Genomic DNA, 25959 nt, shown 5'->3' with positions numbered 1-25959 from the left:
AGGGGCGGGACTTATGGTGCATGTGAGGTCAGTTCAGCACAGGACGCGGCGCCGGGCACCCCGTGGGAGTCACCCGGGAGGCGTCACGGATCAGCGCCTCGTGGGCCGCCTTCAGCCGGGCGGTGTCCGGTTTGAGCACGGCCCGGTCGTAGGTCAGGAAGCCGTTCAGCTCGCCCTCGACATCCGCGATCTGGGTGTAGACGGCCCCGTTGCTGCCCCGGCAGACCAGTGCCCGGACCTCGTCCAGCTTCGCCAGGTAGTCGTCCGTGTAGGTGGCCGGGTCGACGTCGACGTACGACTGCTGCACCGACCAGGCGTGGCCGGGCACCGCGAGGCCCAGGCCGCCGTACTCGCCGCTGACCAGGGCGCGCTCGCCGTCGGGGCGGGGCGGCAGGGCCGGGCTCGGGTAGCCGTGCTCGTCCATGATGTCGCCGGTGCCGCCGTCGGCGCCGAGGTTCAGCCCGGACTGGCCGTTGACCAGGCGGGTGGGGTCCCACGCCTTGGCCTGCTCGGCGACCCGGCCCACATCGTACTGGCCCCAGCCCTCGTTGAAGGTCACCCACATGACGACCGACGGACTGCTGACGTGCTCGTCGATCATCTCCTTCAGCTCGCGCTCGTAGCGCGCGCGGGAGGCGGGGCTCGGGTTCACCCCGGCCGTCATCGCGGGCATGTCCTGCCACACCAGCAGCCCGAGCCGGTCGGCCCAGTGGAACCAGCGGTCCGGCTCGACCTTGATGTGCTTGCGGACGGAGTTGAAGCCGAGCCGCTTGTGCGCTTTCAGGTCGTAGGCGAGGGCCTCGTCGGTGGGCGCGGTGTGCAGGCCGTCCGGCCAGAAGCCCTGGTCGAGGGTGGCCATCATGAAGACCGGCTCCCCGTTGAGGACCGTGCGCGGGACGCCGTTGACCTTCTCGACGGCGATGGAGCGCATCCCGAAGTAGCTGCCGACGCGGTCGGCTCCGACCTTCACCTTCAGGCCGTAGAGGAACGGGTCGTCGGGCGACCACAGGTGCGGGTCACGGACGGTGAGTGTCAGCGGGCTGCCGGTGCGGCCGCTCGCCGTGGCCACCTCGCGCCGGCCGTCGTACGCCGTCGCCGTGATCGGTACGCCGTCCCGGACGCCCCGGGCCTGAACGGTCAGCTTCTCGCCGGCCACGTCGGGGACGAGCTTGAGGGAGTCGACGTGGTCGCGGGCCACCGGCTCCATCCAGACCGTCTGCCAGATGCCGGAGGAGGGGGTGTACCAGATGCCGCTGGGGTCCAGGCGCTGCTTGCCGAGCGGCGGGTTCTCGCCGGAGGCGGCGTCGGTCGGGTCGTGGACGCCGACGATGAGCTCCTGGGTGCGGCCGGGCTTGAGCGCGTCGGTGATGTCGGCGCTGAACTTGTCGTAGCCGCCCTCGTGCTCGGCGACCTTCGTGCCGTTGACGTACACCTCGGACCGCCAGTCGACGGCGCCGAAGTTGAGCTTGAGCCGCTTGCCGGAGCCGATCCGCCAGTCGGCGGGGACGGTGAAGGTGCGGCGGTACCACATGCGGTCCTCGTGCCGTTCGATGCCGGAGAGCTGGGACTCCACCGGGTACGGGACGAGGATGCGCTCCTTCAGCGTCCTGCCCACGGGCGGCTGCTCGCCCGGCTCGGCGGCGGCGAACTGCCAGCGGCCGTTGAGATTGCGCCAGGCGTCCCGGGTCAGCTGCGGGCGCGGGTACTCCGGGAGGGCGTTGCCGGGTCCTACCTCGTCGGCCCAGCGGGTGCGCAGCTGGTGGGTCGAGCGGTTGGGGCCGCTGGTCCAGAACTCCTTGACAACGTTGCCGTCGGCGTCGGTGAGGCCGCCCTGCCCGTCGTAGCGGACGTCGGCGGTGCCGCGGGCCGTGCCGGTCTTGTTACCGACGACCGGCTCCTTCAGGGTGACCAGGAGGGAGGTGGGGTCGGACGGGTCCGGCCGGGCCGCGCCCAGGGGCCATGCGGCGCCGCCGATCACCGCCTTGAGGTGGTCGGTGAAGCTCGCCGGGGGTGCGGCGAGGGGCTGGGCGAAGTCCAGCTTGAGGGTGCGGCCGGTGGACTGGACCGTGGCCGCGAGGGCCCCGTCGTAGTCGAAGCCGTCGGGGAGGCGGAACGCCGACTGCGGGACGGGCTCCTTGCCGCCGCCGGGCTGGATCCAGCGGAGGTGGAGGTTGGAGCCGCCGTAGTGCTCGAAGTACTCGACCTTGATGTCGTAGGGCTTGCCGGCGGTCAGGTCGACGGGCTGTGCGGTCTGTTCGCGGTCCCAGTCGTCGACCCAGTGGTCGATGGCGAGCTGCCCGTCGATCCAGAGGCGGAAGCCGTTGTCGCCGATCACCGACAAGGTGTGGGGGCCGGTCTTCTCGGGGACGAGCTTGCCGGTCCAGCGGACGCTGACGTCGTCGGACTGTCCGGTGGTGAAGGCCAGGCGCGGTTCCAGGTTGTCGAAGTCGAGGTCCTGGTCGAAGGTCGTCGCCTTGAGGGTGTGGAAGTCGAAGGCGCCGGGGGCGGAGTGCGTGTAGTACTCGCCCTTGAGGCCGTGGATCTCGGCCGGGTCGGCCGGGTCGTCCGCGAGGGCGGGTGCCGCAGTCAGGCCGGTGAGGGCGAGGAGCGCGGCGAGCAGTAACGCGAGTCGGGCTCTGAGGCGTCTGGTGCGCACGAAACCTCCATAACAACGTTGTCATGGACAGGAGTTGGCATGACAACATCACGGATTCCGCGCTTCGTCCAGAGGCAGGACAAAGTCCCCCGGCCGCTCCTCGTCAGGTGACCAGCTGCCCCTTCCCGAGAGCGATGACGCCGCCCTTGGACACCGTGTACAGCTCCGCGTCGCGCTCGGGGTTGACGCCGATCGTCGCGCCCGGCGGCACCTCGACGTTCTTGTCGAGCACGGCACCGCGCACCACCGCGCCCCGGCCGATGTGCACGTTGTCGTGCAGCACGGACCCCTGCACGACGGCCCCCGGGTCGACCACCACACCCGGCGACAGCACCGACCGCGTGACCTGCCCGCGGATCAGGCAGCCGGCGCTGATGATGGACTCGCTGGCGATGCCCCCGGCGTTGAAGCGGGCCGGCGAGAGCTGGTACGAGTGCGTGTAGATGGGCCAGCTGCGGTTGAACAGGTTGAAGGCCGGGCGCTCGGCGATCAGGTCCATGTGGGCCTCGTAGTAGGCGTCCAGCGTGCCGACGTCCCGCCAGTAGCCCTGGTCGCGGGTGGTCTCGCCGGGCACGTGGTTGGCGCTGAAGTCGTACAGCGCGGCCTCGCCCCGGTCGGTGAGCTGGGGCAGGATCGAGCCGCCCATGTCGTGCACGGAGTGCTCGTCCTCCGCGTCCCGCTGGAGCGCCTCGATGAGGGCCTTCGTGCTGAAGATGTAGTTGCCCATGGAGGCGAAGACCATCTCGGGGTCGTCGGCCAGGCCGGGCGGGTCCGTGGGCTTCTCCAGGAAGCGCTCCACCGTCTGGCCGTCCGAGCCCGGCGTGATCACGCCGAACGCGGAGGACTCGGTGCGCGGCACCCGGATCCCGGCCACCGTGACGCCCGCTCCGCTGTCGATGTGCTGGGTGAGCATCTGGCGGGGGTCCATGCGGTAGACGTGGTCGGCGCCGAAGACGGCGACGTACTCGGGGCGCTCGTCGTAGATCAGGTTCAGCGACTGCAGGATCGCGTCGGCGCTGCCGAGGTACCAGCGGGGGCCCAGGCGCTGCTGGGCGGGCACGGGCGTGACGTAGTTGCCGAGCAGGCTGGACATCCGCCAGGTGGTGGTGATGTGCCGGTCCAGCGAGTGCGACTTGTACTGCGTCAGGACGCAGATGCGCAGCACGTCGGCGTTCACCAGGTTGGACAGGACGAAGTCGACCAGGCGGTACGTACCGCCGAAGGTCACCGCGGGTTTCGCCCGGTCCGCGGTCAGGGGCATCAGACGCTTGCCCTCTCCGCCCGCCAGCACGATTCCCAGGACCGAAGGACCACCACGACGCATGGCCGCTCCCCTCACGCAGATTTCCCGATGCCTGCCCCTGAGCAGCTCGTACTAAGCCTGTTTCAGGATCTCCTCGTAGAGCCGTACCGTGCGGCGGGCCACCGCGTCCCAGCCGAACTCGCCGACCGCGCGTTCCCGCCCTGCCTCACCCATCCGCCGGGCGGCCGCCGGGTCGCCCAGTACGGAGTCCATGGCCCGGGCGAGTCCCGCCTCGAAGCCGTCGCCGGGCGGGACCAGCAGGCCCGTCCTGCCGTCGTCCACGACCTCGGGGATGCCGCCGACCGCCGAGGCCACCACGGGCGTGCCGCAGGCCATCGCCTCCAGGTTCACGATGCCGAGCGGCTCGTACACCGAGGGGCAGACGAACAGGGCGGCGTGCGTGAGGAGCTGGATCACCTCCGGGCGCGGCAGCATCCTCGGAATCCAGAACACGCCGTCGCGGACCCGGCTCAGCTCCCCGAACAGCTCGCGGAACTCCTGGTCGATCTCCGGCGTGTCCGGCGCGCCCGCGCACAGCACGACCTGCGCGGCCGGGTCGATGTCCCGCACCGCGCGCAGCAGGTGGGGCACGCCCTTCTGGCGGGTGATGCGGCCGACGAACAGCACGTACGGACGGGAGCGGTCGAGGCCGATGCGGTCCAGGGCGTCCGTGCCGTGGTCGGGCCGGTACAGGCTCGTGTCGATGCCGTTGTGGATGACGTGGACCCTCTCCGGGTCCAGGGCCGGGTAGCAGCCGAGGATGTCCTCGCGCATGGCGCCCGACACGGCGACCACCGCGTCGGCGGCCTCGATCGCGGTGCGCTCGGCCCAGCTCGACAGCTCGTAGCCGCCGCCGAGCTGCTCGGCCTTCCAGGGGCGCAGGGGCTCCAGGGAGTGCGCGGTCATCACGTGCGGGATGCCGTAGAGCATCTTGGCGAGGTGGCCGCCGAGGTTGGCGTACCAGGTGTGGGTGTGGACCAGCTCGCGGCCTTCGAGGGCGGCGGCCATGGCCAGGTCGACGGAGAAGGTGCGCAGCGCGTCGTTGGCGCCGTCGAGCGTGGACCAGGGGCGGTGGCGCAGCACGCCGTCGGCGCGGCCCTCGCCCCAGCAGTGCACGTCGAGGTCGACCAGTGGTCTGAGCTCCCGGGCGAGGAACTCCACATGGACACCTGCGCCGCCGTACACATCCGGCGGGTACTCCCGGGTCAGCAGTCCGACGCGCACCCGCAACTCCCTGCTCTCAGCGGCCGTTCCCTTTCATGGTCACCCAGATGGGGCCTGTGGGGAAGAGCGGGGCGGCCGTGTGAAGCAACAGTCACCACACAGGCCCCCGCCGGGCACGCGGTAGTAGAGGCAGCAGCTGCGGCGCCGGAAGGCTGTGCCGGTGAGGGTTCCGGCGCCGGTCAGCAGGGGGTGGGCGAGGAGTTCCGCGGCCAGGGAACGGGCCCGGACGGCGGTGTCCGGACGGCCGTGCCGCCGGGCCCAGCGGTCGAGTTCCCGGGCGGCGCCCGCCAGCGCGGAGGCGGCGTTGCCCCGCAGCAGCCCCGGGGCGAGGCGGTAGTGGGCGCGCAGGGCGGCCGAGAGGGGGTCGAGGTGGCCGTGCAGGATGAGGTCAGCGAGGGTCTGCGCGTTCCCGGGGAGCGGCCGTACGTCCGACAGCCACAGGTCGTCGGGGGTGCCGGCGTCGGCGTCCCAGTGCAGCAGCCGGGGGTCGAGGTCGGGGACACGGCCGTAGAGCGCGGCGCAGCCGAGCGCCACGGACCAGAGGCGGGCCGCGAGTCCCAGGTGGGCCACGGACGCCGCGACGCGAGGCTCCGGGGCGCGCAGGGCGTTCGCGACTTTATCGACGCGGAAAATCAGGGAATTTCCGTACACATCCGGTGACATGGTGGCGTAGGCCTGTGCAAGAGTGGGAAGAGGCCCGGCCGCCGCTCCTCCTGTGCGCAGCACGAAGTAGCCGCCGAGCGGGCGGAGCGCGGCAAGGTCGGGGTCGAGGTCCACGGAGAGCAGTAATACCAAGGCCCCTAGGGGATGCGACCCGGTGACCCCCGACCGGGGCCGCCCACCCTGGGGATGACGGGGGTCCCCTCGTACTCCATCGGCAGTAGGACCCAATGAGTGCTCAGGGACGACGACGGGAAGACCCGGACACGGCAGGGTGTTGGTCATGAAAGCCCACCTTTCGCCGCGCCGGGCCGAGCGCCCCCGCCTGACGCAGAGGAGCAGCCGATGAGCGCCCTCGCGTTGTCCGTCCTGCTGTCCCTCGTGTCCGCGTTCGCCTACGCGGGCGGGGCGATCGTGCAGGAGCGGGTGGCGGAGTCCTCGCCGGACGAGCAGTACGCGCCGCTGCGGCGGCCGGTCTGGTGGGCGGCGGTCGCGCTGAACGGCCTCGGCGGTCTGCTGCACGTGGTGGCGCTGGCGTACGGTCCCCTCAGTCTGGTGCAGCCGCTCGGCGCGCTGACCATCGTGGTGGCGCTGCCGATGGCGGCGCTGTTCGTCGGACGCAAGGCCGGTGCCACGGCGTGGCGGGGCGCGATCATGGCGACGGTGGGGCTCGCGGGTCTGCTGTCCCTGGTCGCCGCGTCCGACGCGCGGTCGCTGGACACGGGCCAGCGGGTGGCCGTGGCCCTGGTCACCGCGGGTGTGGTCGTGGCGCTGATGATCGCCGGCCGGGCCGCGCACCGGCATCCGGCGGTCCGCAGCATGCTGCTGGCGACGGCCTCGGGTATCGCGTTCGGCATGTCCTCGGTGTTCACCAAGACCGTCGCGGTCGACTGGACCGGCGGTGTGTCGGCGGCGGACGTGCCGTCCCTCGCCGTGATCGGCGTCCTGGCCACGGCGGGCATGCTGCTGTCGCAGGCCGCGTACCGGGGTGCCGGCCTGGCGGCCCCGCTGGCCACGCTGACGGTCGTGAACCCGGTGGTGGCGGCCGCGGTCGGCATCACGATGTTCGGCGAAACCTTCCGCTACGGCACGACGGGCACGGCGCTCGCCCTCAGCTGCGGCGTTGTGGCGGCGGGCGGCCTGATCCTGCTGACGACCGAACGACTCACTCACGCCCAGCCGGAGCGTGCGGGGAGTGTCGGGCTGGACGCCGCGACAGGACTGGTTCCCGCGGACACGGGTCTCGGGGCGACGGGGATGCTGCCCGGGCCCGCTGGGGAGCCGGGCGGGAGCGTGCGGGGCCCGCTGGAGACGGTGGGTGTCGAGTCGCGGCGCGTGGGCGCCTTGGCAGAGACGGTGGGTGTCGGGTCCGAGCGTGTGGGTGCCTTGGTCGGGGCCGTGGTTCGCCCGCCCGGAAGCGGAGGCGAGTTGCCCGGCCCGGTGGACGCGTCGCTTCCCGAGACGGTGGACTCGCTGCTTCCCGAGCCCGTGGGCGCCTCGCTGCCCGAGACCGTGGGTGCGCCGCCCGTCGCCGTGCGGGCGCTGCCCAGGGCGATGGGTGCCGAGGTCGGCCGAGGGGCGTCAGGGGACGTGCCGGTGCCTGCGGTCGCCGGTACGGGTGAAGGCGGGGCCGGACCGGACGTCGCGTACGAGAGCGGGGAACGCCCGCTCTCGTACGCTGCCTGCTACGGCATCCCGTACGTGCCGATGCCCACGGTGGACCGGCACCGTACGCGTATCAGATCCTGACGCCGCCGGCCCTCAGGTAGGCGATGGGGTCGACGTCCGAGCCGAAACCGGGCCCCGTCCGCACCTCGAAGTGCAGATGCGGGCCCGAGCTGTTCCCGGTGGAGCCGGAGCGGCCGATGCGCTGGCCCGCGCTCACCGTCTGCCCGTCCCGCACGGAGATCGCCGACAGGTGGGCGTACTGGCTGTAGCGGCCGTCGCCGTGCCGGATGACGACCTGGTAGCCGTACGAGCCGCCCCACCCCGCGCTGACGACACTGCCCGAGGCGACGGCCTTGACGGACGTGCCCGTGGGCACGGGGAAGTCGACGCCGGTGTGGTAGCCCTTCGACCAGGACGAGCCCGCCTTGCGGTAGGGCGTCCCCAAGGAGGCGTTGACGGGGGCGACCAGGCCCTGCCGGGTGGCCGTGGACCGTGCGGCGCGCTCCCTGCTCTCCTCTTTGGAACGGTCCTCGGAACGGTCCTTGGCACGGTCCGGGGCTTTCGATGACGGCTTCTTCGCCGGCTTCTGCGCCGGCTTCTGCGTCGACGGCTCGGCCGACGGGGTCGCGGCCCGCTCGGGCGCGGGGCGCGTCTTCACGGCGCCCTCGCCGCGCAGCGCGAGCCGCTGGCCGGGCACGATCAGATCGGGATCGCCCCCTATGGCCGAGCGGTTGGCGGCGTACAGACCTCGCCAGCCGCCCCGCACCTCCCGCTCCTCCGCGATGCCGGAGAGCGTGTCTCCCCGCACCACCGTGTACATCTCGGCGCTGCCCGCCCGCGACTGCGGCGTGGACTGCGGCCGCACGTCCTCGATGGAGGTCTTCGGCCTCTGCTTCCGGTCTGCCTTCTCGCCCTTCTTCGTGCTCTCGGAGGCCGGCCGGATGTCGGGCTCGGTTCCGCCCCGGGTCAGTCCGGCCCGTACGGAGCACACTGGCCAGGCACCCGGGCCCTGCCCGTCGAGCACCTTCTCGGCGACGGCGATCTGCTGGTCCTTGCTCGCCAGGTCCGCGCGCGCCGCGTAGGCCCGGCCGCCGTAGGCCTCCCAGGTGGACTGGGTGAACTGGAGCCCGCCGTAGAACCCGTTGCCGGTGTTGATGTTCCAGTCGTTGCTCGACTCGCAGGCGGCGACCTTGTTCCAGGTGTCCACGTCCGCCGCCTGGGCGGTGCCGGCTCCCATGAACGGGAGCGCCATGCCCGCGCCGCCCGCCGTGACGGTGAGTGAGGCGCGGTTGATCCTGTTCGGCTGATACCGGCGATGCCGGCCGCGTACGGCCATCGAGAGCCCCCCTAGACATGCGTCAGGAGGGGCAAAAGTAAGCGCTGCGAACCGGCCAGGACAAGGCGGCTATCGGCCGCCCGGTTGCCCAAATGGCCGGGATGAGGCCCCTGTTGCGCGTCGTGCGCCTCGGCGGTGCACCGCGTACGTCACCCGGTGCGCGGGTGCGGCGCGCGCGGGGACGCGCACCTCGGGTGAGTGCGACGGGGGCTCTTGTGCGTATCTGCGGGCGCGACGTCGTACGACCCGCGTGTGCGGACGCAGGAGCGGCACGTCAGGATGGGCGACGGGGGCATGCTGGTGTGCGCTGGTGAACACGCCGGTGGACACCGTCCGCAGCACCGATACCGAGGTCTTTAGGAGCCAACCGAATGAGCAGTACAGCGCAGATCGGCGTCACGGGTCTCGCGGTCATGGGCCGCAACCTCGCCCGCAACTTCGCCCGCAACGGCTACACGGTGGCGGTGCACAACCGGACGCCCTCGCGCACGCGCGCCCTGGTCGAGGAGTTCGGCGGGGAGGGGGAGTTCGTCGCGTGCGAGACCGCCAAGGAGTTCGTGGCCGCGCTGGAGCGGCCGCGGCGGCTGGTCGTGATGGTGAAGGCCGGTGAGCCGACCGACGCGGTGATCCAGGAGTTCGCCCCGCTGCTGGAGCCCGGCGACATGATCATCGACGGCGGCAACGCGCACTTCGCGGACACCCGGCGCCGGGAGCGCGACCTGCGCGAGCAGGGCATCCACTTCGTGGGCATGGGCGTCTCCGGCGGTGAGGAGGGCGCGCTCAACGGGCCGAGCATCATGCCGGGCGGCCCGAAGGAGTCGTACGACTCGCTGGGCCCGATGCTGGAGAAGATCTCGGCCAAGGCGGCCGACGGTTCGCCGTGCGTCTCACACGTCGGTCCGGACGGTGCCGGGCACTTCGTGAAGATGGTGCACAACGGCATCGAGTACGCGGACATGCAGCTCATCGGCGAGGCGTACCAGCTGCTGCGCGATGTCGCCGGGTACTCCCCCGCCCAGATCGCGGAGATCTTCCGCACCTGGAACCAGGGCCGCCTCGACTCGTACCTGATCGAGATCACGGCCGAGGTGCTCTCGCACGTGGACGCGCAGACGGGCGAGCCGTTCGTGGACGTCGTGGTGGACCAGGCCGAGCAGAAGGGCACCGGCCGCTGGACCGTGCAGATCGCGCTCGACCTGGGCGTGCCGGTGTCCGGCATCGCCGAGGCGGTCTTCGCCCGTTCGCTGTCGGGCCACGCGGAGCTGCGGGAGGCCTCGCGCGGGCTGGCCGGCCCGAAGGCGAAGCCGCTCAGCGAGGCGGAGGCCGGGGCCTTCGCCGACCGGGTGGAGCAGGCGCTGTACGCGTCGAAGATCGTGTCGTACACGCAGGGCTTCCACGAGATCGACGCGGCGCGCGACGAGTACGGCTGGGACATCGACCTCGGTGCCGTGTCCGCGCTGTGGCGTGGCGGCTGCATCATCCGCGCGGCCTTCCTGGACCGGATCCGCTCCGCCTACGACACCCGGCCTGACCTGCCGAGCCTGCTGTCGGACGCCACGTTCGCGCAGGAGATCGCGGACGCCCAGGACGACTGGCGCGAGGTGCTGGTCGCGGCCACCCGCCAGGGCGTGCCGACGCCCGGGTTCGCCGCGGCGCTCGCCTACTACGACGCCCTGCGCGCGGAGCGGCTGCCGGCGGCGCTGACGCAGGGGCAGCGGGACTACTTCGGTGCGCACACCTACCGGCGGGTGGACCGGGACGGGTCGTTCCACACGCTGTGGGGCGGGGACCGGTCGGAGGTCTCCGCGTAGGCGCTCCGCGCTGACGGACGGAAACGGTACGGGGCCGGTGGACAGCTGTAACGGCTGTCCACCGGCCCCGTTCTCGTGCGGTTCCCCTGCCGTGCCGCCGCTCAGGAGAGCGGCGGGCCCGGTTCGGGGTTCGGTACGGGTTCCGGTCCCGGCGGGATCGGGGACGGGTCGGGGCCCGGCACCGGGTCGGGGCCCGGGGGTGTCGGCGGGGTCGGCCCTGGTGGAGTCGGACCCGGGGGCGTCGGACCCGGGGGCGTCGGACCCGGGGGCGGGACCGGGGCCGGGGGCGGCGGGGTCGGTTCCGGGCCCGGCGGCGGCTGCGGGTTCGGCACCGGATCGGGGTGCGGCTCCGGGGGCTGGGGCTCGGGGCCCGGCGTCGGCCCCGGCGGCACGGGGTCGGGATACGGATTCGTCATGAGGTCCTCCAGCCAGTCGCTCGACTCCGGCTCTGGACTACTCCCCCGCCTACCCGTCGGCTCCTTCCCCAGTCACCCCCGCGCAGGACGGGGAGGGGCCAGGTGGGGGTAACGGGCGGCGGGGCCGGGCACCGCGTGTCCCGGCTCGGGAGTCCGGATCCGGGAGTCAGAAACGGCCGGGGTGTTCGGCCAGCCAGTCCTTCGCCGCGGTCAGGAGAGCCTGGTCTGCCGGTGGGGCCTCGTCGGGGTGGCGTTCGGACCACTTGGCGACGTAGGGGCAGAGCGGGGCGACGGCGCTGTGCTCGCGGCCGGCGATGCCGTAGAGCTCTCGCGCCAGCGCACCCGCGATGCCCTGGCCCTCGTGGGCCGGTTCGACGATCGTGTGCACGGGCACGAGCGCGCGTTCGGGGCTGTCGAGGACGAAGTACTCGATGCGGCCGACGACTTCACCGCCGGACACCGCCTCCAGGCGGCCCGCCTCGCGGTCGTCGCGGATCACCAGGTCCCTCATATGGACACGCTCCTGTCCCCTGTAAGTCGGTCAGGCCCGGACGGCCTGCGGGCTGCGCTGCTGGTCCGAACCCGGTACCGGCTCGGACGGGTCGGCGCCGAGGTCCACGATCCGGTTGTCACGGTCCACGTGCACGACCCGGGGGGTGAGTGCCCGGGCCTCGGCGTCCGTCACCTGGGCGTAGCTGATGATGATCACCAGATCGCCTGGGTGGACGAGATGGGCGGCGGCCCCGTTGATCCCGACGACGCCGGACCCGCGCTCACCCTCGATGACGTACGTCTCCAGCCGGGCGCCGTTGGTGATGTCCACGATGTGCACGAGCTCGCCGGGCAGCAGGTCGGCGGCGTCGAGCAGGTCGGCGTCGATGGTCACGGATCCCACGTAGTGCAGGTCGGCCTGGGTGACGGTGGCGCGGTGGATCTTGGACTTGAACATGGTGCGCAACATGGAGAAGCTCCCGAATTGTCTGCTCCCTGCCTGCTTCTTGCAGGTCAAGGGCGGTCTTCGGAGCGTACAGCGATTCGCGTGTCCGGTCAGCTGCCCTCAGGTGTTTCAGGACTCACACTGACTTTGATGCCGGAGCGATCGGCGGCAATCTCGCCCGCAAGCTCAGTGGAGCCGGTCACGACGTCGAGGTGGCGGACATCCGTGGCCCCAAGGCTGTCGCGCCCGCCGTGCTCGAGACCGGCGCCCGCGCCGTGACAGTCGAGGAAGACGTCAAGGACAAGGACGCCGTCGTCCTTGCCATCCCCTTCGGAGTGGCGGAGCAGCTGGCCGGCCTGTTCGCCTCCGTCCCTCTCCGAGACGGTGGTCGCCCGCACCTCCACGCGCGGATCGCCCTCGATGAGTAATACCCAGCCGTGGAACGTCCGCATCGTCTCCAGTGCGGCGCAGGACGCCTTGAGCAACGAACTCCTCAAGGCGTATGAGGAAGACCGGCCCCCCGACTTCACCTCCGGATACGGCGAAGGCATCTACCGGGAGCGGTCCCACCAGCAGGCCGGGCCTCCGCCAGAGGCCGACGCCTTCCCTACAGGCAGGATCCGGAGGAGGGACGGCCCGTCAGGGAACCTGGGAGCTCGGCCAGCACCAACACCAACCTGCTGGCTTCGCTGCGACGCCGCGCCGGGACCTGCGGTCGTCGCTCCGGTCGCATGGCGAAGTGCAATCCTAGGTCAGGTTCGGGTGCGTACCCGTATTGGTGCAGGTAGTACGCGATCTGGTCGGACCAGGCCCCCGTCACGGTTGTCCCATGCACGCCTCCACGCCCCAAATCCACGCCACCGCACACACGTTCGCGCAGCGACTCTCCTCCACCCGCCGCGGCGCCCGCCTCGCCCGGCTCCTGGCCGTGGAACGGCTGGCCGCCTGGGACACCTCACCCCGAGTCATCGAGCGGGCGGAACACGTCGTAGCGGAGCTGGCGGCGAACGCGGCGCTGCACGGCCGCGTCCAGGGGTGCGACTTTCTGCTGGCGCTGCCCCTGGACGACATGGCCGGCACCCTGCGCGTCGCGGTGAGCGACATGCGGGGCGAGCGCCGCCCCGCGGTCCCTCCGGAGCGGAGTCCGGACCACGAGTCGGGTCGCGGGCTGCTCCTGGTCGACGCCCTGGCCGACTGCTGGGGCACGGAGCCGTTCCCGCCTTCGGGCAAGACGGTGTGGGCACTGCTGACGCAGTCCCCGCCGCGCGACCGGCCGTTCCCGGAAGTGACCGGACCCGTCGCCTGAGGGCGTCCGGCCGTCACAGCGTCAGGAGGCCCAGTCCGGCAGGCGCGGGTTGCTGACCGCCCCGGGGATGTCGCACCAGGGGCGCAGTTCCTTGTAGGCCTTCGCCTCGTCGTAGGCGGGGTAGGACCCGTACCCGTTGTAGGCCTGGACGAGGGCGATGCACGCGGCCTCCGTCTTCGTGTGCACCGTCCCCGGGTCGAGTTGTTCGGCGCCGTCCGCCGCGGCGCCGTAACAGTTGGCGAGGGTGCCCTGGTCGTCCGTCTGTTCGCCGCTGGCGGCGGCCTTGTCCAGGGCCACGACGGCGTCCGCGCAGTCGCGCGGCATCTCCGTGGCCTCGAAGCCGATTCCCTCGATCAGTTCGTCCACGGCCACCCTGGCGGCCTTGTCGTGCTTCCCATAGGTGTAGAGGAGGTACTTGCTGTACGGCAGCCACCAGACGCGGTGGCTGCTCTTGCGGGAGCCGTCGTAGTCGGGAAGCACATCCGTGCCGAACGTCCAGCTCATGGCCTTCTTACCGCCGACTTCGGTCAGCGGACCGTCCTTCGTGGAGATCACCGACTCGTCCGTGACGGTGTCACTGTCCTCGTTCTCGACGGACCACATGGAGCCGGAGTCCGTCTGACCCTCCTTGATCTGGTCCAGGCCCAGGCTCGGGGAGTACATGACACGCACACCGGTTTCGGGGTCCCCGTGCAGGATGAAGTCGACACTGGTCGCGGCGGTCGTTCCCGAAGTCTCCGAGGTGTCCCAGGACGATCCGGCGTCCGTGTCCTCATCGCCCGACCGGAAGAATTCCAGGTCCGAGTCGGCCGGGAGCGTGACCCGCAGGCCGCCGAAGAGGGCCACCGGTTCCGGCTCCGGTATGGCGGTCTCCTCGGCGCTCGGGGACTCGGACGCGGAGGGTGGCGCGGCGACCGGGTGCCGGCTCGCCGCCGTCCGCTTCGGCTCGGCCGTCGAACCGGTGGCGGGGTGCCCGGCGGGGCCTGCGGTCCCGCTGTTACCGACCGCCACGGCACCGGCCACGACGCCCAGCACCGCGGCGGCGGACACCGTGCAGAGGACGACCCGGCGACTTCGCGTTCGGCGCCCGGCAGGTGCGGCCCCCGAGGCGGCGGGAGGCGGTGCCGGAGCTTGAGATGACGGGGCGACCGGGGGAGCGTCCCGGCGTACGTCCCGCACGGTCGGCGAGAGCGCCGGCTCTCCGGACGCCTGCGGAGCAGGGGGCTCCGAGGGTTCCGGAGGAGCGGCGGTCTCCGCATCGTCCACGGGCCCTTTGCGCGCGGGTTTCTGACCGCCCACAGGCCCTCTACTCTACCCGCAGGGTCCTCGTCGGCGGAAGGCTCGGCGGGCGGGGGCACGTTCCAGCGCATGCGGTCCAGGGGCACGGTGACGGCGGATTCGGCCCGTTCGAAGGACCGGGTGTAGGCCATGGTCGGGAAGACGGCGGTCCCCGTCGGCCCGTACACGGCGGCCGCCCGCTCGACGATCTCCGCAGCGCTCGGCCTCTCCCCGGGGTCCTTGCGCAGGGCGTCACGGACCAGGGGCAGCAGAGCGTCGGGCACACCCTGGAGCGAGGGCGCCGCACTGATGATGCGGTGGTTGATCCCGGTGGGAACTCCGAAAGGGTGGGCCGCTGCCGAGGCGTAGGCGACGAGCAACCCCCAGCAGAAGATGTCGCAGGCCGGAAGCGTGGTGCCGTCGGTGAGCTGCTCCGGTGCCATCCAGCCGGGAGTGCCGGTCGTCACCGATGTCGCGGTGATGGCGGTGGCGTCCAGGTGGTGGGCGATGCCGAAGTCCACGACGTGTGGACCATCGGCCGCCAGGAGAACGTTCGTCGGCTTCAGGTCGCGGTGGGCGACCCCCGCGCCGTGGACGCAGGCCAGCGCGTGGGCGACGGCCGCCGCGAAGGTCAGCAGGTTGTCCGCGCGCAGGGGCCCGGTGTCCCGGACGTGCTGGTGCAAGGTGTTGCCCTGGACGTAGGCGGTCGCCAGCCAGGGCAGCGGGGCGTCGGGGTCGGCGTCGACCAGCGGCACGAGGTATGGGCCGGTGACCTTGCGGAGCGTGGTGGTCTCCCGGCGGAAACGGGCCCGGTGCGCGGGGTCGTCGGCGAAGCCCTGGTGAAGGACCTTCACGGCGAGGGGACGCCCGCTGTCGGGGTCGGTCGCGTAGTAGACCGTGCCCATACCGCCGGTTCCGAGGTGCCGGATCGGCCGGTAGGGGCCGATGCGTTCGGGCAGGTTCACCGGCACGGGACGCTCCTCGGCGCCGGACACGGCCGTACGGCCGATACCGTCCGCCCTCGGATCACACCGCGGATCGCGCTGATGAGTCATGTACCCCCCTGGTGTTCTGCGCCTTCACGTACCGATCGGGACGGTGCGGCGCGGCCGACTTCGGACGTCGGCGAACCTGCGGTCGACCGGCGGCTTCTCTTGCGAGCAGCGGCGGCCGTGCGATGAAGCCCCCCTCATCAGCGGAGACACTCTAATACCGGACTCCGACCGGTGGCAGATAGGCCGTCAGCTCCGTCCGCCTGGGCTCGGCGATCAGTCGGCATCACCACTCGCTCCGCGTCTCGACCCTCCCCGAAGCCCGCACGACCGATCGTACACAGGCCCGCACATCCTCGACGAGTCGGGTCTGTTGACATCGCCAACAGCAGTGCCTCATGCTCCCTTTCAACGCCGTCGCCTGCCGACGGCGTTCCGGTCTTCGCCCGTAGGGGCCTTTCCTGAGTGTCAGGCACAGCCCGGCGTCGGCCGACGTGTTCGCTGAAACGTTTCTGCGAACACTTGAAGCCCGAGGGGGGATTCATGAACTCGCGCAACAGGCCGTCACGCCCGGCCGGCTCCAGACCGCCGCACACGCGCAGGAGAGTGTGGGCCACCGGCGCGGCACTGCTCGCTCTCGGACTCGTGGGCTGCCAGGGGGCCGGTCAGGACGACGCGGACACCGCACGTACGGCCGCCTCGCGGCCCACTCCGACCATCACCGTGACAGCCACCGTCACCACCACCGCCGAGCCCACGCCCGCACCGACGGTCACCAAGACCAAGACGGTCACACGGCCCGGCCCCACCGTCACCGTCACCAAAGCCGCGCAGGCAACCCGATCCGGCGGTGGCGGTGGCGGTGGGGGTGGCACATGCTCCATAGTCTCCAACTCGGGCAACTGCTATCGGGCGGGACAGTTCTGCCGGAACAGCGATCACGGAGCCGCCACCACGACTGCGGGCGGCACCCGGATCACATGCACCTACAGCGCGAACGCCTGGCGCTGGGTCTACTCCTGACAGGACGACGGACGGAACCGCGGCATGGGCTACAAGAACGAAGACGAGATCAAGCGGGCACTGGCAATCGACTCCTGGAGGCACCTCTCCAAGGACAAGATGATCAGGTTCGCGGCGATGATGCCCGACATGAGCACCGAGGTGGCTCTGAAGATCGTCGAGCAGTTCCCCGTTTTCAAGGACTTCGCCAAGGACGTCGTGGGTGCGATGGAGAACGCCTATGCGTCCACCCTCACGGCCAACACGCAGAGCCAGGAGCACTTCCATCGGGCCTGCCAGGAGATAAGGGACATCCTCAAGGGTGAACTCAACAAGGACGACCTGAGCTGGGAAGAGAAGAAGTTCATCATCGAACAGATCCAGGAGACCGGAAGGATGGAGTTCCAGAAGGACAGCGAGAACAAGCAGTTCTTGAGCGTGAACCTCAAGAGGGTGCTGGCGGGCGCCGGTGCCGCACTCGCACTGGGCGTGGCTTTCGTCGGCGGCAAGGTGATGGCCGAAGGCAAGGACAGCCCCGATGACTCCCTGGAGGCCTGACCACCTGATGCCGGCGAGGGGGTGAGGGCCGGGCGCGCCAGGGAAGACGGAGAATAAGTCGTCCCGCCGGCCGAGTGGGCCGGACGGGGCGCCCAAGCGCAGGCCCCGGCACCACGGGGCTTGGAACACGGCTGGTCCCGGCCCACACGGCACAATGGGCACCGTGAGCGACAACAGTACGGATCTGGCCGACCTCCTGGGCACACAGGAGTCCGCCTCCCTTGAGTTCAAGCGCACAGCGAAACGCGAGGGGAAACGCGGGGACGCCATCGGCAACGCGGTCTGCGCCATGGCCAACGACCTGTGCGGCCATGGTGGCGGCGATGTCCTCATCGGTGTGGACGACAAGGGTCAGCCTGTCGACGACGTCGACCTGAGCGACCGGGCACTCCTGCAGCTCACGGAGCTGCGGGACGACGGTCGCATTCTCGACCGCCCGTCGCTCACCGTCGACCGGGCCGTCTTCCGGGGCAAGCCGGTCATCCGGCTCCACGTCGAGGCCTGCGCCACACCACCGGTCCGTTTCGAAGGGGTCGTCTGGGTACGGCCCGGCCCCACCACGCGCAGGGCGAGCCGCGAGGACGAACGCGTGCTGGCGGAGCGCCGTCGTGCCAAGGACATCCCGTTCGACACACGGCCGCTGTCTCTCGCCCGCCTCGACGACCTGGACCTCGACCTGTTCCGGCAGTCCTACCTGCCCTCCATGGTCGCGCCCGAGGTCATCGAGGAGAACGGCCGTCCCGTGGACCTCCAGCTGTCGTCCCTCCACCTGCTGACGCCCGACGGAACGCCCACAGTGCTCGGCCTGCTGACGGTCGGCCTCGACCCCGGGAGCCACATTCCCGGGGGTACCTCCAGTTCGTCCGCTATCAGGGCACGGACCTCGACGCCCCCATCGCCGACGAGCAGGAACTGCGGCAGAACCTGGTCGGGCTGTCGGCCCGGCTCGAACCCCTCCTGCGGAGCAATCTGCGAACCCGCCTCGTCGAGGACGGGTTCCGTGAGACGCCCCGCCCGGACTATCCGCTGGAAGCACTGCGCGAACTCTGCATGAATGCCCTCATGCACCGGAACTACGAGACCTCGTACGCGCCGACCCGCATCGTGTGGTTCGACGACCGCATCGAGGTCACGAACCCCGGTGGGCCTTTCGGGCAGGTACGGGACGACAACTTCGACCGGGTCACCGATTACCGCAATCCTTCCCTGGCCGCCGCGATGAAGGGCCTCGGCTACGTGAACCGGTTCGGCAGGGGCATCGGCCGGGTGAAGAAGGCGCTGGAGACAAACGGAAACCCACCCGCCGAGTTCCAGGTCGACGACGCGTCCTGGGCCGTCGTCATCCGGAGGGCCGCATGACCTCTATCGCGCTGTTCAACAACAAGGGCGGTGTGGGGAAGACGACCCTCACCTACCACCTCGCGCACATGATCAGGCGACTCGGCTTGAGTGTGCTGGCAGTTGATCTCGATCCCCAGGCCAACCTCACCTCGATGTGCCTGGAGGAGACGGAGATCGAAGAGCTGTGGGAGAACTCCTCGGAGCTCATCGACCAGGGCGCGGCCATGGCGGGTCTGCCGGGCACAGGAAGGGTGCGCAGCGGCCAGACGATCGCCGACGCCGTCCGTCCCATCCTGGAGGGGACGGGCGACATCGCGGTCGTCGAGCCCGCGCGGCTCCAACCGGACCTCTGGCTGCTGCCGGGCAGCCTCGACCTGAGCCGCTTCGAGGACAAGCTGTCCAATGAGTGGTCACGGGCCTACGCCGGCGATATCGCGGCCATTCGCACGTCCACGTCGTTCCACCGCATCATCGAGCAGGCGGCGCGCGCCGTGGACGCCGATATCGTGCTGATCGACGTCGGCCCCAACCTGGGGGCCATCAACCGGGCGGCGCTGATCTCCGCCGACACCGTGCTGATGCCGCTGGCCGCGGACCTGTTCTCCCTCAAGGGCTTGAGCAACCTGGGCCCCACGCTGCGCCAGTGGCGCACCGACTGGCAGTCCCTGGTCCTGCCCAGGGTGCCGAAAGGCATTTCCGCTCCCCGCGCGGCCATGCAGCCGCTGGGGTACGTCATCATGCAGCCCGAAATGCGACTCGACAGGCCGGTCAAGGCGTACGAGCGATGGCTCCAGCGCATTCCGTGGGTCTACTCCTCGGCGGTCCTCGGCGAGTCACCGTCCTCGCGTCAGGACGACAGCCATCGCATCGCCACCATGAGGAACTACCGAAGCCTGATGCCCTTGGCGCACGACGCGCGCAAACCCATGTTCGACCTGAAGCCGGCCGACGGTGCACTGGGCAGCACCCAGCAGTACGTGAAGACCTGCTTCAAGGAGTTCAAGGCGCTGTCCGAAGGAGTTCTCGCCAGGGTCGTAGACCTCCCCCGCGATACAGGCGACGCATCGGCGGCTGGTTGACGGTAGCCCTTCGGCGGTTACGTCCAGGCGTATTCGTCCGAAGTCTCCGTTGTCGCCCCAGCGATCCGCCCCGGGCGGTCATCTCACAGACCGGCCCGCTCCAGCAGGATCTTCAACGCCCCCGGCTTGACCTTCTGCACGGACCGCACCTGGCCGAGTTCCAGCTCGTCCCGGCCCACCGGGGCGCGGTACAGAGAGTCCGTGGGCTCGGGCAGCAGGGTCACCTCGACCCGGTAGGAGAAGTCCGGGTCGTCGGGATCCTCCCACGGCTCGTTGTCGACCTCGGCCACCGCGGCGACCGCCGCCTCCGGCTGGCTGAAGAAGAACCACAGGCGGTCGCCCGGGTTCATGCGGTTGCGTCGGCTGAGCCAGAGGTCGAGCTCGGGATCCTCATGTGAGAGGCGGCGGACGGTCTCCTTGTCGGAGGGCTCCCCGTCCAGGGTGTCCCTGTTCGGATTGAGGATGTAGATCCAGTCCTCCACGATCTCCCCTGTCGCCTTGGCCCTCGGCCCTTCCCGAGACGGAAGTCGTCCTGCGGAGTCATGGTGACAGCCGTTCGAGCTACCGCGCAGGAAAGTGCTCAAGCTCAGCTTACGAAATGGCCGTTGCCGCCGGTTCCGGCATGATGGCTCCCATGACGGGTGGGTTGGATGTGCAAGCGGCCGTGGCCAAGTTCGACAGGGGCTCCGTGGCGGATGCCGAGTCGGCCGCCGAGGACGAGCGCAAGCAGGTGCTGGCCCGGTTTCCGCTGGAGGAGTGGGCGGAGCTGCCGCTGGTGCGCTACGCCCTCGGGCAGGGAGAGCCACCCGGGTCGGGGCCGACGTACTGCCGGCTCATGGAGTTCGGCACGCCCCACCTGGGGAGCATCAAGGGCGGCAGTGCCGCGAAGCACATCATGTACCACCACAACTCCGGCGAATGGCGACTGGCCGCTCCGCTGAGAGGGATGGATCCGCAGGGCGCCTGGGCGGAACTGCGAGGACAGTTCGTCCGCGCCTTCGACGCCGTCGGGGCAGGGGACTTCGACGCCTTGGACGACCTCGAAGTGCTGCGCTACGGACCGGCGCTGGTGACGAAGACCCTGGCGACCTACTTCCCTGAGCATTTTCTGCCGATCTACTCGGGGGAACACCTGCGCCGGTTCGCCGCGCTGCTGTCGGGCGAGACGGACCAGGGTGACGCCTCGGCCTGGCGCAGCAATCGCCGTCTGCTCGAACTCGTCCTAGCTCAGCCTGAGTTCACAGGCTGGACCGGGCATGAAGTGATGCGTTTCCTGTACGAGCACTTCGACCCTCGCCCCCGGCAGCGCACCATTTGGAAGATCGCCCCGGGCGAGCGCGGCCGTCTGTGGAAGGAATGCCGGGACGGCGGGTTCATCTGCGTCGGGTGGGACGAGCTCGGCGATCTCGGCCAGTACCGGAGCGACACGGAACTGAAGCAGGCCCTGGACGCGCACTGGCCGCGCACCAGTGGCGGCAGCCTGACCCTCGCCCGCCGGCTGCTGGCCTTCCGGGACCTGGAGGCGGGAGACCGGGTCGTCGCCAACCGCGGGACGGACGAGGTCCTGGCCACCGGCAGGGTCGACGGGAGCTACCGCTACGACCCGGACCGGCCGGAGTTCCACCATGTCGTCCCGGTGGTCTGGGACCTTTCCCACGCGCGGAAGTTGTCGAAGGCCCAGCACGGGTGGCGGTCCACTTTCGCCAAGGTCGACCCGTCCCTCTTCGCCAAGTTCACCGCAACCGACGCCGACGTCGACTCCGGCTCCGGCTCCGTACCGGGCACGGTCCAGGCACAGGTCGGCGCTGGTGTGCCGGTCGCGCCGCCCGAGGACGTACAAGCCGTACTGGATGCCCTGGCACGCAAAGGCCAAGTGATCCTGCACGGACCGCCCGGTACGGGCAAGACCCGGCTCGCGCTCGGCGCCGCCCTCGCCCTGGACGGCCGCTCGGACGTGCTCGGCGCCGACGTGGACGCTCGCCAACGTGCGCAGGCACAGGTCGAGATGCTGCACGGTGACCGTATCCGCATGGTCACCTTCCATCCCTCGTACGGGTACGAGGACTTCGTCGAGGGCTTCAAGCCGGACCTGAGCGCCACCGGCCCGGGGCTCGCCCTCGCCCTCACCGACGGCCTGTTCCACGGCGTGTGCAGCCGGGCCGCCGCCCATCCCGACCAGACGTTCCTGCTGGTCATCGACGAGATCAACCGCGGTGACCTGCCTCGGATCTTCGGCGAGTTGATCACACTCCTCGAACTTGACAAACGGAACCTGCCGGTCGCCCTGCCCGTCAGCAAGCGAAGCTTCTCCGTCCCGCCGAACGTCCGGGTCATCGGCACGATGAACACAGCCGACCGGAGCATCAGCCACCTGGACGCCGCGGTTCGCCGCCGCTTCGCCTTCCTGCCCGTGGGCCCGGACCCGGACGCCGTCTCCGGGACCGTCGGCCCTCTGGACCTGGCCGCGTTCTTCGAGTCCCTCAACACCCGCATCGCCCGCCATCTCGACGCCGACCACCAGATCGGGCACGCCTACCTGCTGCGCGACGGCGAGCCCATCGCGACCGAGGAGGATCTGGCCGCGGCCTTCCACCACGAGGTGATCCCACTCCTGGAGGACTACTGCCTCGGCCGGGCGGACCTGTTGCACGGCATACTCGGCGATCTGGTCGACGCCGAGACCGGGCGTCCGCTCCTCATGCCGCCGCAGGATCTGGCGGACGCGCTGGCGACCGAGTTCACCAGCGGCGTCACCGGCCCGGATGTCTGACCGCACGCCGGTCCAGCTCGGCGAGTACGAGTCGGCCCCGCTGGAGCCCGGTCAGCTCACTTCCCGGGACGTCGACCGTCTGCACGCCCTCCAGGCACGGGGCCGCCTCACCCTGACCAGGGAGCGCACCGGGTGGCGGCTCAAAGCCGACGCGACCGTCGGAGTCCTGGTCCTGGACCGTGTCCGTGTGGTGATCTCACCCAAGTTCGCCATTCCCGGAGAGCAGCTCATGAGCTGGCTCGCCTACGCCCTCGGCACGCCCGTCCCGGCGACGGCCAGGCGCTGGACCACCGGCCCCGAGGGATACGCCGACCTTGTCGCCGCCGCCCTGCTCGAAGAGTGCGAGCGGCTGCTGCGGGAGGGACTGCGCCGAGACTACGTATGCCGCCGGAGTGTCGAACCGGTGCTGCGGGGGCGTCTGGACGTGGCCGCCCAGGCCACCCGCCGCTTCGGGCAACTGGACCAGCTGCACGTACGGACCTTCGACCGGGAAGCGGACATCTGGGACAACCGCGTCCTCGGGAGCGCACTGAGGACGGCCCTCGGTCTGACCGCCAGTCCTGGCCTGGCGCACGCCCTGCACGGCGCCGCCGGCGCCTTCCCGCAGGCCTCGACCCCGGCCGCGGCACTCCGCGCCCTGGACCGCACCCGCTACACGCGTCTCAACGCTCGCTACCGCCCCGCCCACACCTGGGCCCGCCTGCTGCTGCGCGGGGGCGGTGTGACGGACCTGCTCACCGACCAGGGCACCACGGCGGACGGTCTTCTGCTCGCCATGCCCGCGCTCTGGGAAGCCGTCGTCCGCCGCCTCGGCACCGAGGCCGCCGGCTCGCACGGCGGCCACGCCGTACCCGGCGGAAGCGGCGTCGGCATCACCGTCCGCGGAGATCTGGGCAGCGCCTCGGCCTTCCGGCCCGATCTCCTGCTCAGTCTTCCAGGACAGGACACGGCACAACGCACGCTGCTGCCGGTGGACGCCAAGTACAAGCGTTACGACCGGCACGGTGTGAGTTCGGACGACGTCCACCAGCTCCTCACCTACGGCAGCGGCTACGCGCCCGCCGGCACCCCGCTCGCTGTCATCGTCCATCCCCGGCCAGGCAGTCACGCTCAGCGCACCCTCCAGGTGCGCGGCCTCAATGGCCTGTTGGGCATCATTCCGGTCCTCGGTGTGGACACCCACGCCACGCCCGACCAGGCGGCGGCCTGGATCGGCTCAGTGCTGCGCTGACCATCGGCGAGACCGGTGCGGGACGGCGTCTTTCCCGACCCGCACCCGTCCTGATCAGCAGACGGCACGTGGCTCAGACGGCGAGCTGGGGAGTCTGGCCCTCTTCATCGAAGGCCGGGCCACCGATGTCCGCGTCCCGCCCGTCGGCCACCCCTTGCCAGTAGCCGGTGCCCTTGAACTTCGTCGGGCGGGTCTTGTTCAGCTTCGGGTACTGGGCGGCGAGCCGCGCTTCGACCACCGTCGTCCGGTCGGCGAGGACCAGCGCCACGCTGCGGCCGCCCGGTCCCTCTCCCTCCGGTTCGGTTCGCTGCTCGGCGGCGGCCCTCGCAGCCTGCTGGGCGGCACCGATCCGCGCGGTCACCTCGCGGATGAAGCCGAGCATCCAGGAACGCTTGTAGGCGCGGGCGTCCTCCCCTTCGGGGCGATGCAGGCGGTCCGCACGGTCTGCGCCCTCCAGCATCTGCAGGCGCAGGCTCGCGAACAGCACCTCGGTGGCCTGGATGTCGGCCTCGAAACCGAAGAGGTGGACGCGGTGACGGTTGGCCTTGCCGCCGGGGTACACCGATCGGCAGCGCATCTCGTAGCCGATCCTGGCGAGCAGCCGGCGCCCCTCCTTGACGTAGGGCGGGCACAGATCGACGATCCGGTCCACGGGCCGCTCTGGCTCGGTCACGTCGTCGAGCATCGCTTGCTCGATGCCGTACTTGGCCATGAGCTCGGTGGCCTTGGCCAGGTAGACGCGGGCCTCTTCCTCGGTGGCCCCTGCGTTCTCCGCCTTCCGCAGGAGCGATCTGACCTTGCCGAGCAATGCCTCGGGCAGTCCGTCGCGCGCGGCCCGGGGGCCTGGCCCGGACATGCCGGAGTCGGACGAGGTACGGTCGTCGGCGCGCGTCCGGGCGTCCGCCGCGTCGCTCTCGTCCGTGCCGTCGTCGTCCTCCCGGGCGATCAGGTCCGCAAGGTCCTCCGGGTCCGGGACCAGTTCCGACAGCACCTTGAGCGCCCAGAGCCGCCAGGCGGCGGTGTCGTCACGACGGACCCGTGCTCGCACCGAGCGAAGCCGCTGGAAACTTCCGTCGGCACGCCGTACGAGGAACTCCATCCGTGCGTGGCCGAGTTGGGCGACCGCCAGCAGCGCGCACAGGTCGAAGGCACGGTCCGGGTCGTAGGCGATCTCGATCCCGGGGTCGGGGTACCACTCCTCCTGCTCGTCGTCCGGATCCCGGAATCCGAACAGGTCGGTCAGCAGGCTCTGGGTAGCCGTGCCGGTCCTGACCCGCACGACGGACGTCGACGGCTTCCCGGAGTAGGCCAGCGCGGCCGCCCGCTCTTCGCGGGAGGTCACGACGCGGTACCAGACGGGAACCGTGCCGAGCATGCCGTGCCAGGTGGTCTCCCCCCGGTCATGGTGCTCCCGCGCCTGCTGTTCGACGTCCGCGCCGAGCCGCTCGTCACGCCAGGCATCCTCGCCGGGCTGTTCCTGCGCGTCGAGGAAGGCGTCCAGGTAGTCGGCAGCGGAGCGTCGCGCACCGTGCTTGCTGTCACCGAGCAGAGCCCGCTCGCACGCGGAGAGGGCGTCGATGACCGGCTGGAGTACGAGCGACATGTATCGCTTGACCGCCTCGGACAGTTCCACGAGGAACGCCCGGGTGGCCTCCGATCCGGTGACCTGCTCTCTGCGGCGCCACGCTTCGAGCTGTTCGACGCAGGCCTGCTGCTCGGCCAGCCACACCAGGTGCCCCGCGCCCTGGAGGTGTTCCTCCCGGAGCAGCACCGCGTCCTGGACCGCGGCAACGGTACCGGGTGCGTCCAGTACAGCCTGTGCCAGGAGCCGCAGCGGCTCCGGCTCGTCGGCGAAGAACTCGGCGGGCGTGAGGAGTTGCCTGCCGTGTCGGCGTGGCATCGACTCCGGACGGTCTATCTCACCGTCCCACGGGATCTCCGCCGACCACCGTGCCCGCCACCCCGCGAAGTCGGCGGCCGGGTCACCGGTTCCCGGCTGAACCCGCCTCCACCACCACAGCAGCATCTCCTCCCAGCCCTCGGCGTTCCAGGACCACAGGGCCGGCTCATCGCTCGCCGCCAGCCGGGACCGGAGTTCTCGTACCGCTCCCTCCAGATCGTGGAGGTGTCCCCCAGCAATCAGCCGCTCCAGCCAGCGGACGGTCTCCGCCACGGACTGGGCCCGTGCCTCGTCCGCGGCCACTCGCGCGACCGTCACCGACGCGACCAGTGTCCGGTCACCCAGATCGTTGGGAAGCAGCTCGAAGAGTCGGGGCCCGGCGGTCTCCAGGACGGCTGCGAGATCCCCGGCCCTGATCTCCAGCCAGTCCGCTCGCCTCTGGCGGAAATCCTGTTCCGACAACCCGTCCGTACCGCTCATCACTGTCATGT

21 protein-coding genes and 1 pseudogene are annotated in these 25959 nt (G+C 70.7%); 11 read left to right on the top strand and 11 right to left on the bottom strand.

Annotation, left to right across the window (positions count from 1 at the left end; genetic code table 11):
* Window positions 1-28: 28 nt before the first annotated feature.
* From ABZ192_RS03780 to ABZ192_RS03765, 4 genes are all read right to left on the bottom strand, one after another.
* Window positions 29-2656, bottom strand: a complete 2628-nt coding sequence (locus ABZ192_RS03780; protein ID WP_356922882.1) for a PA14 domain-containing protein — start codon at window positions 2654-2656, stop codon at window positions 29-31.
* Between the two features lie 103 nt (window positions 2657-2759).
* Window positions 2760-3980 carry a glucose-1-phosphate adenylyltransferase gene (glgC, locus tag ABZ192_RS03775; protein WP_356922881.1) on the bottom strand — a complete coding sequence of 407 codons (1221 nt, stop codon included), beginning with the start codon at window positions 3978-3980 and terminating at the stop codon, window positions 2760-2762.
* Between the two features lie 51 nt (window positions 3981-4031).
* A complete protein-coding gene (glgA, locus tag ABZ192_RS03770; protein ID WP_356922880.1) occupies window positions 4032-5183 on the bottom strand; it encodes a glycogen synthase in 1152 nt (383 codons plus the stop codon).
* Between the two features lie 39 nt (window positions 5184-5222).
* A complete protein-coding gene (locus ABZ192_RS03765) occupies window positions 5223-5978 on the bottom strand; it encodes a (2Fe-2S)-binding protein (RefSeq protein WP_356922878.1) in 756 nt (251 codons plus the stop codon).
* Between the two features lie 210 nt (window positions 5979-6188).
* Here ABZ192_RS03765 and ABZ192_RS03760 point away from each other — a divergent pair, with 210 nt between their 5' ends.
* Window positions 6189-7592, top strand: coding sequence for a DMT family transporter (locus ABZ192_RS03760; RefSeq protein ID WP_356922877.1), 1404 nt, complete (start codon window positions 6189-6191; stop codon window positions 7590-7592).
* Here ABZ192_RS03760 and ABZ192_RS03755 read toward each other — a convergent pair.
* Window positions 7582-8847 (bottom strand): peptidoglycan DD-metalloendopeptidase family protein, encoded by a 1266-nt coding sequence (locus tag ABZ192_RS03755; protein WP_356922876.1) that lies wholly within the window; start codon window positions 8845-8847, stop codon window positions 7582-7584. The two genes, ABZ192_RS03760 and ABZ192_RS03755, sit on opposite strands and share 11 nt — an antisense overlap.
* A 371-nt stretch (window positions 8848-9218) precedes the next feature.
* Here ABZ192_RS03755 and gndA point away from each other — a divergent pair, with 371 nt between their 5' ends.
* Complete coding sequence (gndA, locus tag ABZ192_RS03750; protein WP_356922875.1) at window positions 9219-10658, top strand: NADP-dependent phosphogluconate dehydrogenase; 1440 nt, start codon at window positions 9219-9221, stop codon at window positions 10656-10658.
* A 582-nt stretch (window positions 10659-11240) separates the two neighbouring features.
* Here the strand turns inward: gndA and ABZ192_RS03745 are convergent.
* Entirely contained in the window at window positions 11241-11585 is a 345-nt protein-coding gene (locus ABZ192_RS03745; protein ID WP_356922874.1) for a GNAT family N-acetyltransferase, read from the bottom strand.
* A gap of 30 nt (window positions 11586-11615) precedes the next feature.
* Window positions 11616-12035, bottom strand: a complete 420-nt coding sequence (gene panD / locus ABZ192_RS03740) for an aspartate 1-decarboxylase (RefSeq protein WP_086598998.1) — start codon at window positions 12033-12035, stop codon at window positions 11616-11618.
* Between the two features lie 188 nt (window positions 12036-12223).
* On the opposite strand from panD, the gene ABZ192_RS03735 reads away from it, so the two are divergent.
* Both ABZ192_RS03735 and ABZ192_RS03730 read left to right on the top strand, forming a co-directional pair.
* Window positions 12224-12439 carry a hypothetical protein gene (locus ABZ192_RS03735; protein ID WP_356922873.1) on the top strand — a complete coding sequence of 72 codons (216 nt, stop codon included), beginning with the start codon at window positions 12224-12226 and terminating at the stop codon, window positions 12437-12439.
* 401 nt (window positions 12440-12840) lie between these two features.
* Window positions 12841-13317, top strand: a complete 477-nt coding sequence (locus ABZ192_RS03730; protein ID WP_356922872.1) for an ATP-binding protein — start codon at window positions 12841-12843, stop codon at window positions 13315-13317.
* 21 nt (window positions 13318-13338) lie between these two features.
* Here the strand turns inward: ABZ192_RS03730 and ABZ192_RS03725 are convergent, their stop codons facing one another.
* Together ABZ192_RS03725 and ABZ192_RS03720 are read right to left on the bottom strand one after the other, a co-directional pair.
* Window positions 13339-14367: a hypothetical protein gene (locus tag ABZ192_RS03725; RefSeq protein ID WP_356922971.1), complete on the bottom strand. Its 1029-nt coding sequence runs from the start codon at window positions 14365-14367 to the stop codon at window positions 13339-13341.
* Window positions 14368-14807: 440 nt separating this feature from the next.
* Window positions 14808-15650 (bottom strand): annotated as a pseudogene (locus ABZ192_RS03720) (serine/threonine-protein kinase); the annotation flags it as partial.
* 480 nt (window positions 15651-16130) lie between these two features.
* On the opposite strand from ABZ192_RS03720, the gene ABZ192_RS03715 reads away from it, so the two are divergent.
* From ABZ192_RS03715 to ABZ192_RS03695, 5 genes are all read left to right on the top strand, one after another.
* Complete coding sequence (locus ABZ192_RS03715) at window positions 16131-16610, top strand: hypothetical protein (protein WP_356922871.1); 480 nt, start codon at window positions 16131-16133, stop codon at window positions 16608-16610.
* A gap of 24 nt (window positions 16611-16634) precedes the next feature.
* On the top strand, window positions 16635-17147 hold the full coding sequence (locus ABZ192_RS03710; protein ID WP_356922870.1) for a hypothetical protein: 513 nt from the start codon (window positions 16635-16637) through the stop codon (window positions 17145-17147).
* 163 nt (window positions 17148-17310) lie between these two features.
* Window positions 17311-18201, top strand: coding sequence for an ATP-binding protein (locus ABZ192_RS03705; protein WP_356922869.1), 891 nt, complete (start codon window positions 17311-17313; stop codon window positions 18199-18201).
* Between the two features lie 8 nt (window positions 18202-18209).
* The gene (locus ABZ192_RS03700) at window positions 18210-18506 is read left to right on the top strand and encodes an ATP-binding protein (RefSeq protein WP_356922868.1); all 297 of its coding nucleotides are present in this window, start codon (window positions 18210-18212) and stop codon (window positions 18504-18506) included.
* Window positions 18503-19567 carry an AAA family ATPase gene (locus tag ABZ192_RS03695; RefSeq protein ID WP_356922867.1) on the top strand — a complete coding sequence of 355 codons (1065 nt, stop codon included), beginning with the start codon at window positions 18503-18505 and terminating at the stop codon, window positions 19565-19567. Before ABZ192_RS03700 ends, ABZ192_RS03695 begins: the two co-directional genes overlap by 4 nt.
* Window positions 19568-19650: 83 nt before the next feature.
* On the opposite strand, the gene ABZ192_RS03690 is transcribed toward ABZ192_RS03695, so the two are convergent.
* The gene (locus ABZ192_RS03690; protein ID WP_356922866.1) at window positions 19651-20049 is read right to left on the bottom strand and encodes a hypothetical protein; all 399 of its coding nucleotides are present in this window, start codon (window positions 20047-20049) and stop codon (window positions 19651-19653) included.
* A gap of 152 nt (window positions 20050-20201) precedes the next feature.
* Between ABZ192_RS03690 and ABZ192_RS03685 the strand changes: the two genes are divergently transcribed.
* Both ABZ192_RS03685 and ABZ192_RS03680 read left to right on the top strand, forming a co-directional pair.
* On the top strand, window positions 20202-22337 hold the full coding sequence (locus tag ABZ192_RS03685; protein ID WP_356922865.1) for an AAA family ATPase: 2136 nt from the start codon (window positions 20202-20204) through the stop codon (window positions 22335-22337).
* Window positions 22330-23568 (top strand): PE-PGRS family protein, encoded by a 1239-nt coding sequence (locus ABZ192_RS03680; protein ID WP_356922864.1) that lies wholly within the window; start codon window positions 22330-22332, stop codon window positions 23566-23568. The genes ABZ192_RS03685 and ABZ192_RS03680 overlap by 8 nt, the downstream gene beginning before the upstream one ends.
* Window positions 23569-23641: 73 nt before the next feature.
* On the opposite strand, the gene ABZ192_RS03675 is transcribed toward ABZ192_RS03680, so the two are convergent.
* Window positions 23642-25957, bottom strand: coding sequence for a DUF2786 domain-containing protein (locus ABZ192_RS03675; protein ID WP_356922863.1), 2316 nt, complete (start codon window positions 25955-25957; stop codon window positions 23642-23644).
* Window positions 25958-25959: the final 2 nt, after the last annotated feature.

Source organism: Streptomyces sp. NPDC006235 (genome assembly GCF_040613735.1).
Taxonomy (GTDB): domain Bacteria; phylum Actinomycetota; class Actinomycetes; order Streptomycetales; family Streptomycetaceae; genus Streptomyces.
This window is presented reverse-complemented; position numbering and strand designations above follow the sequence as displayed.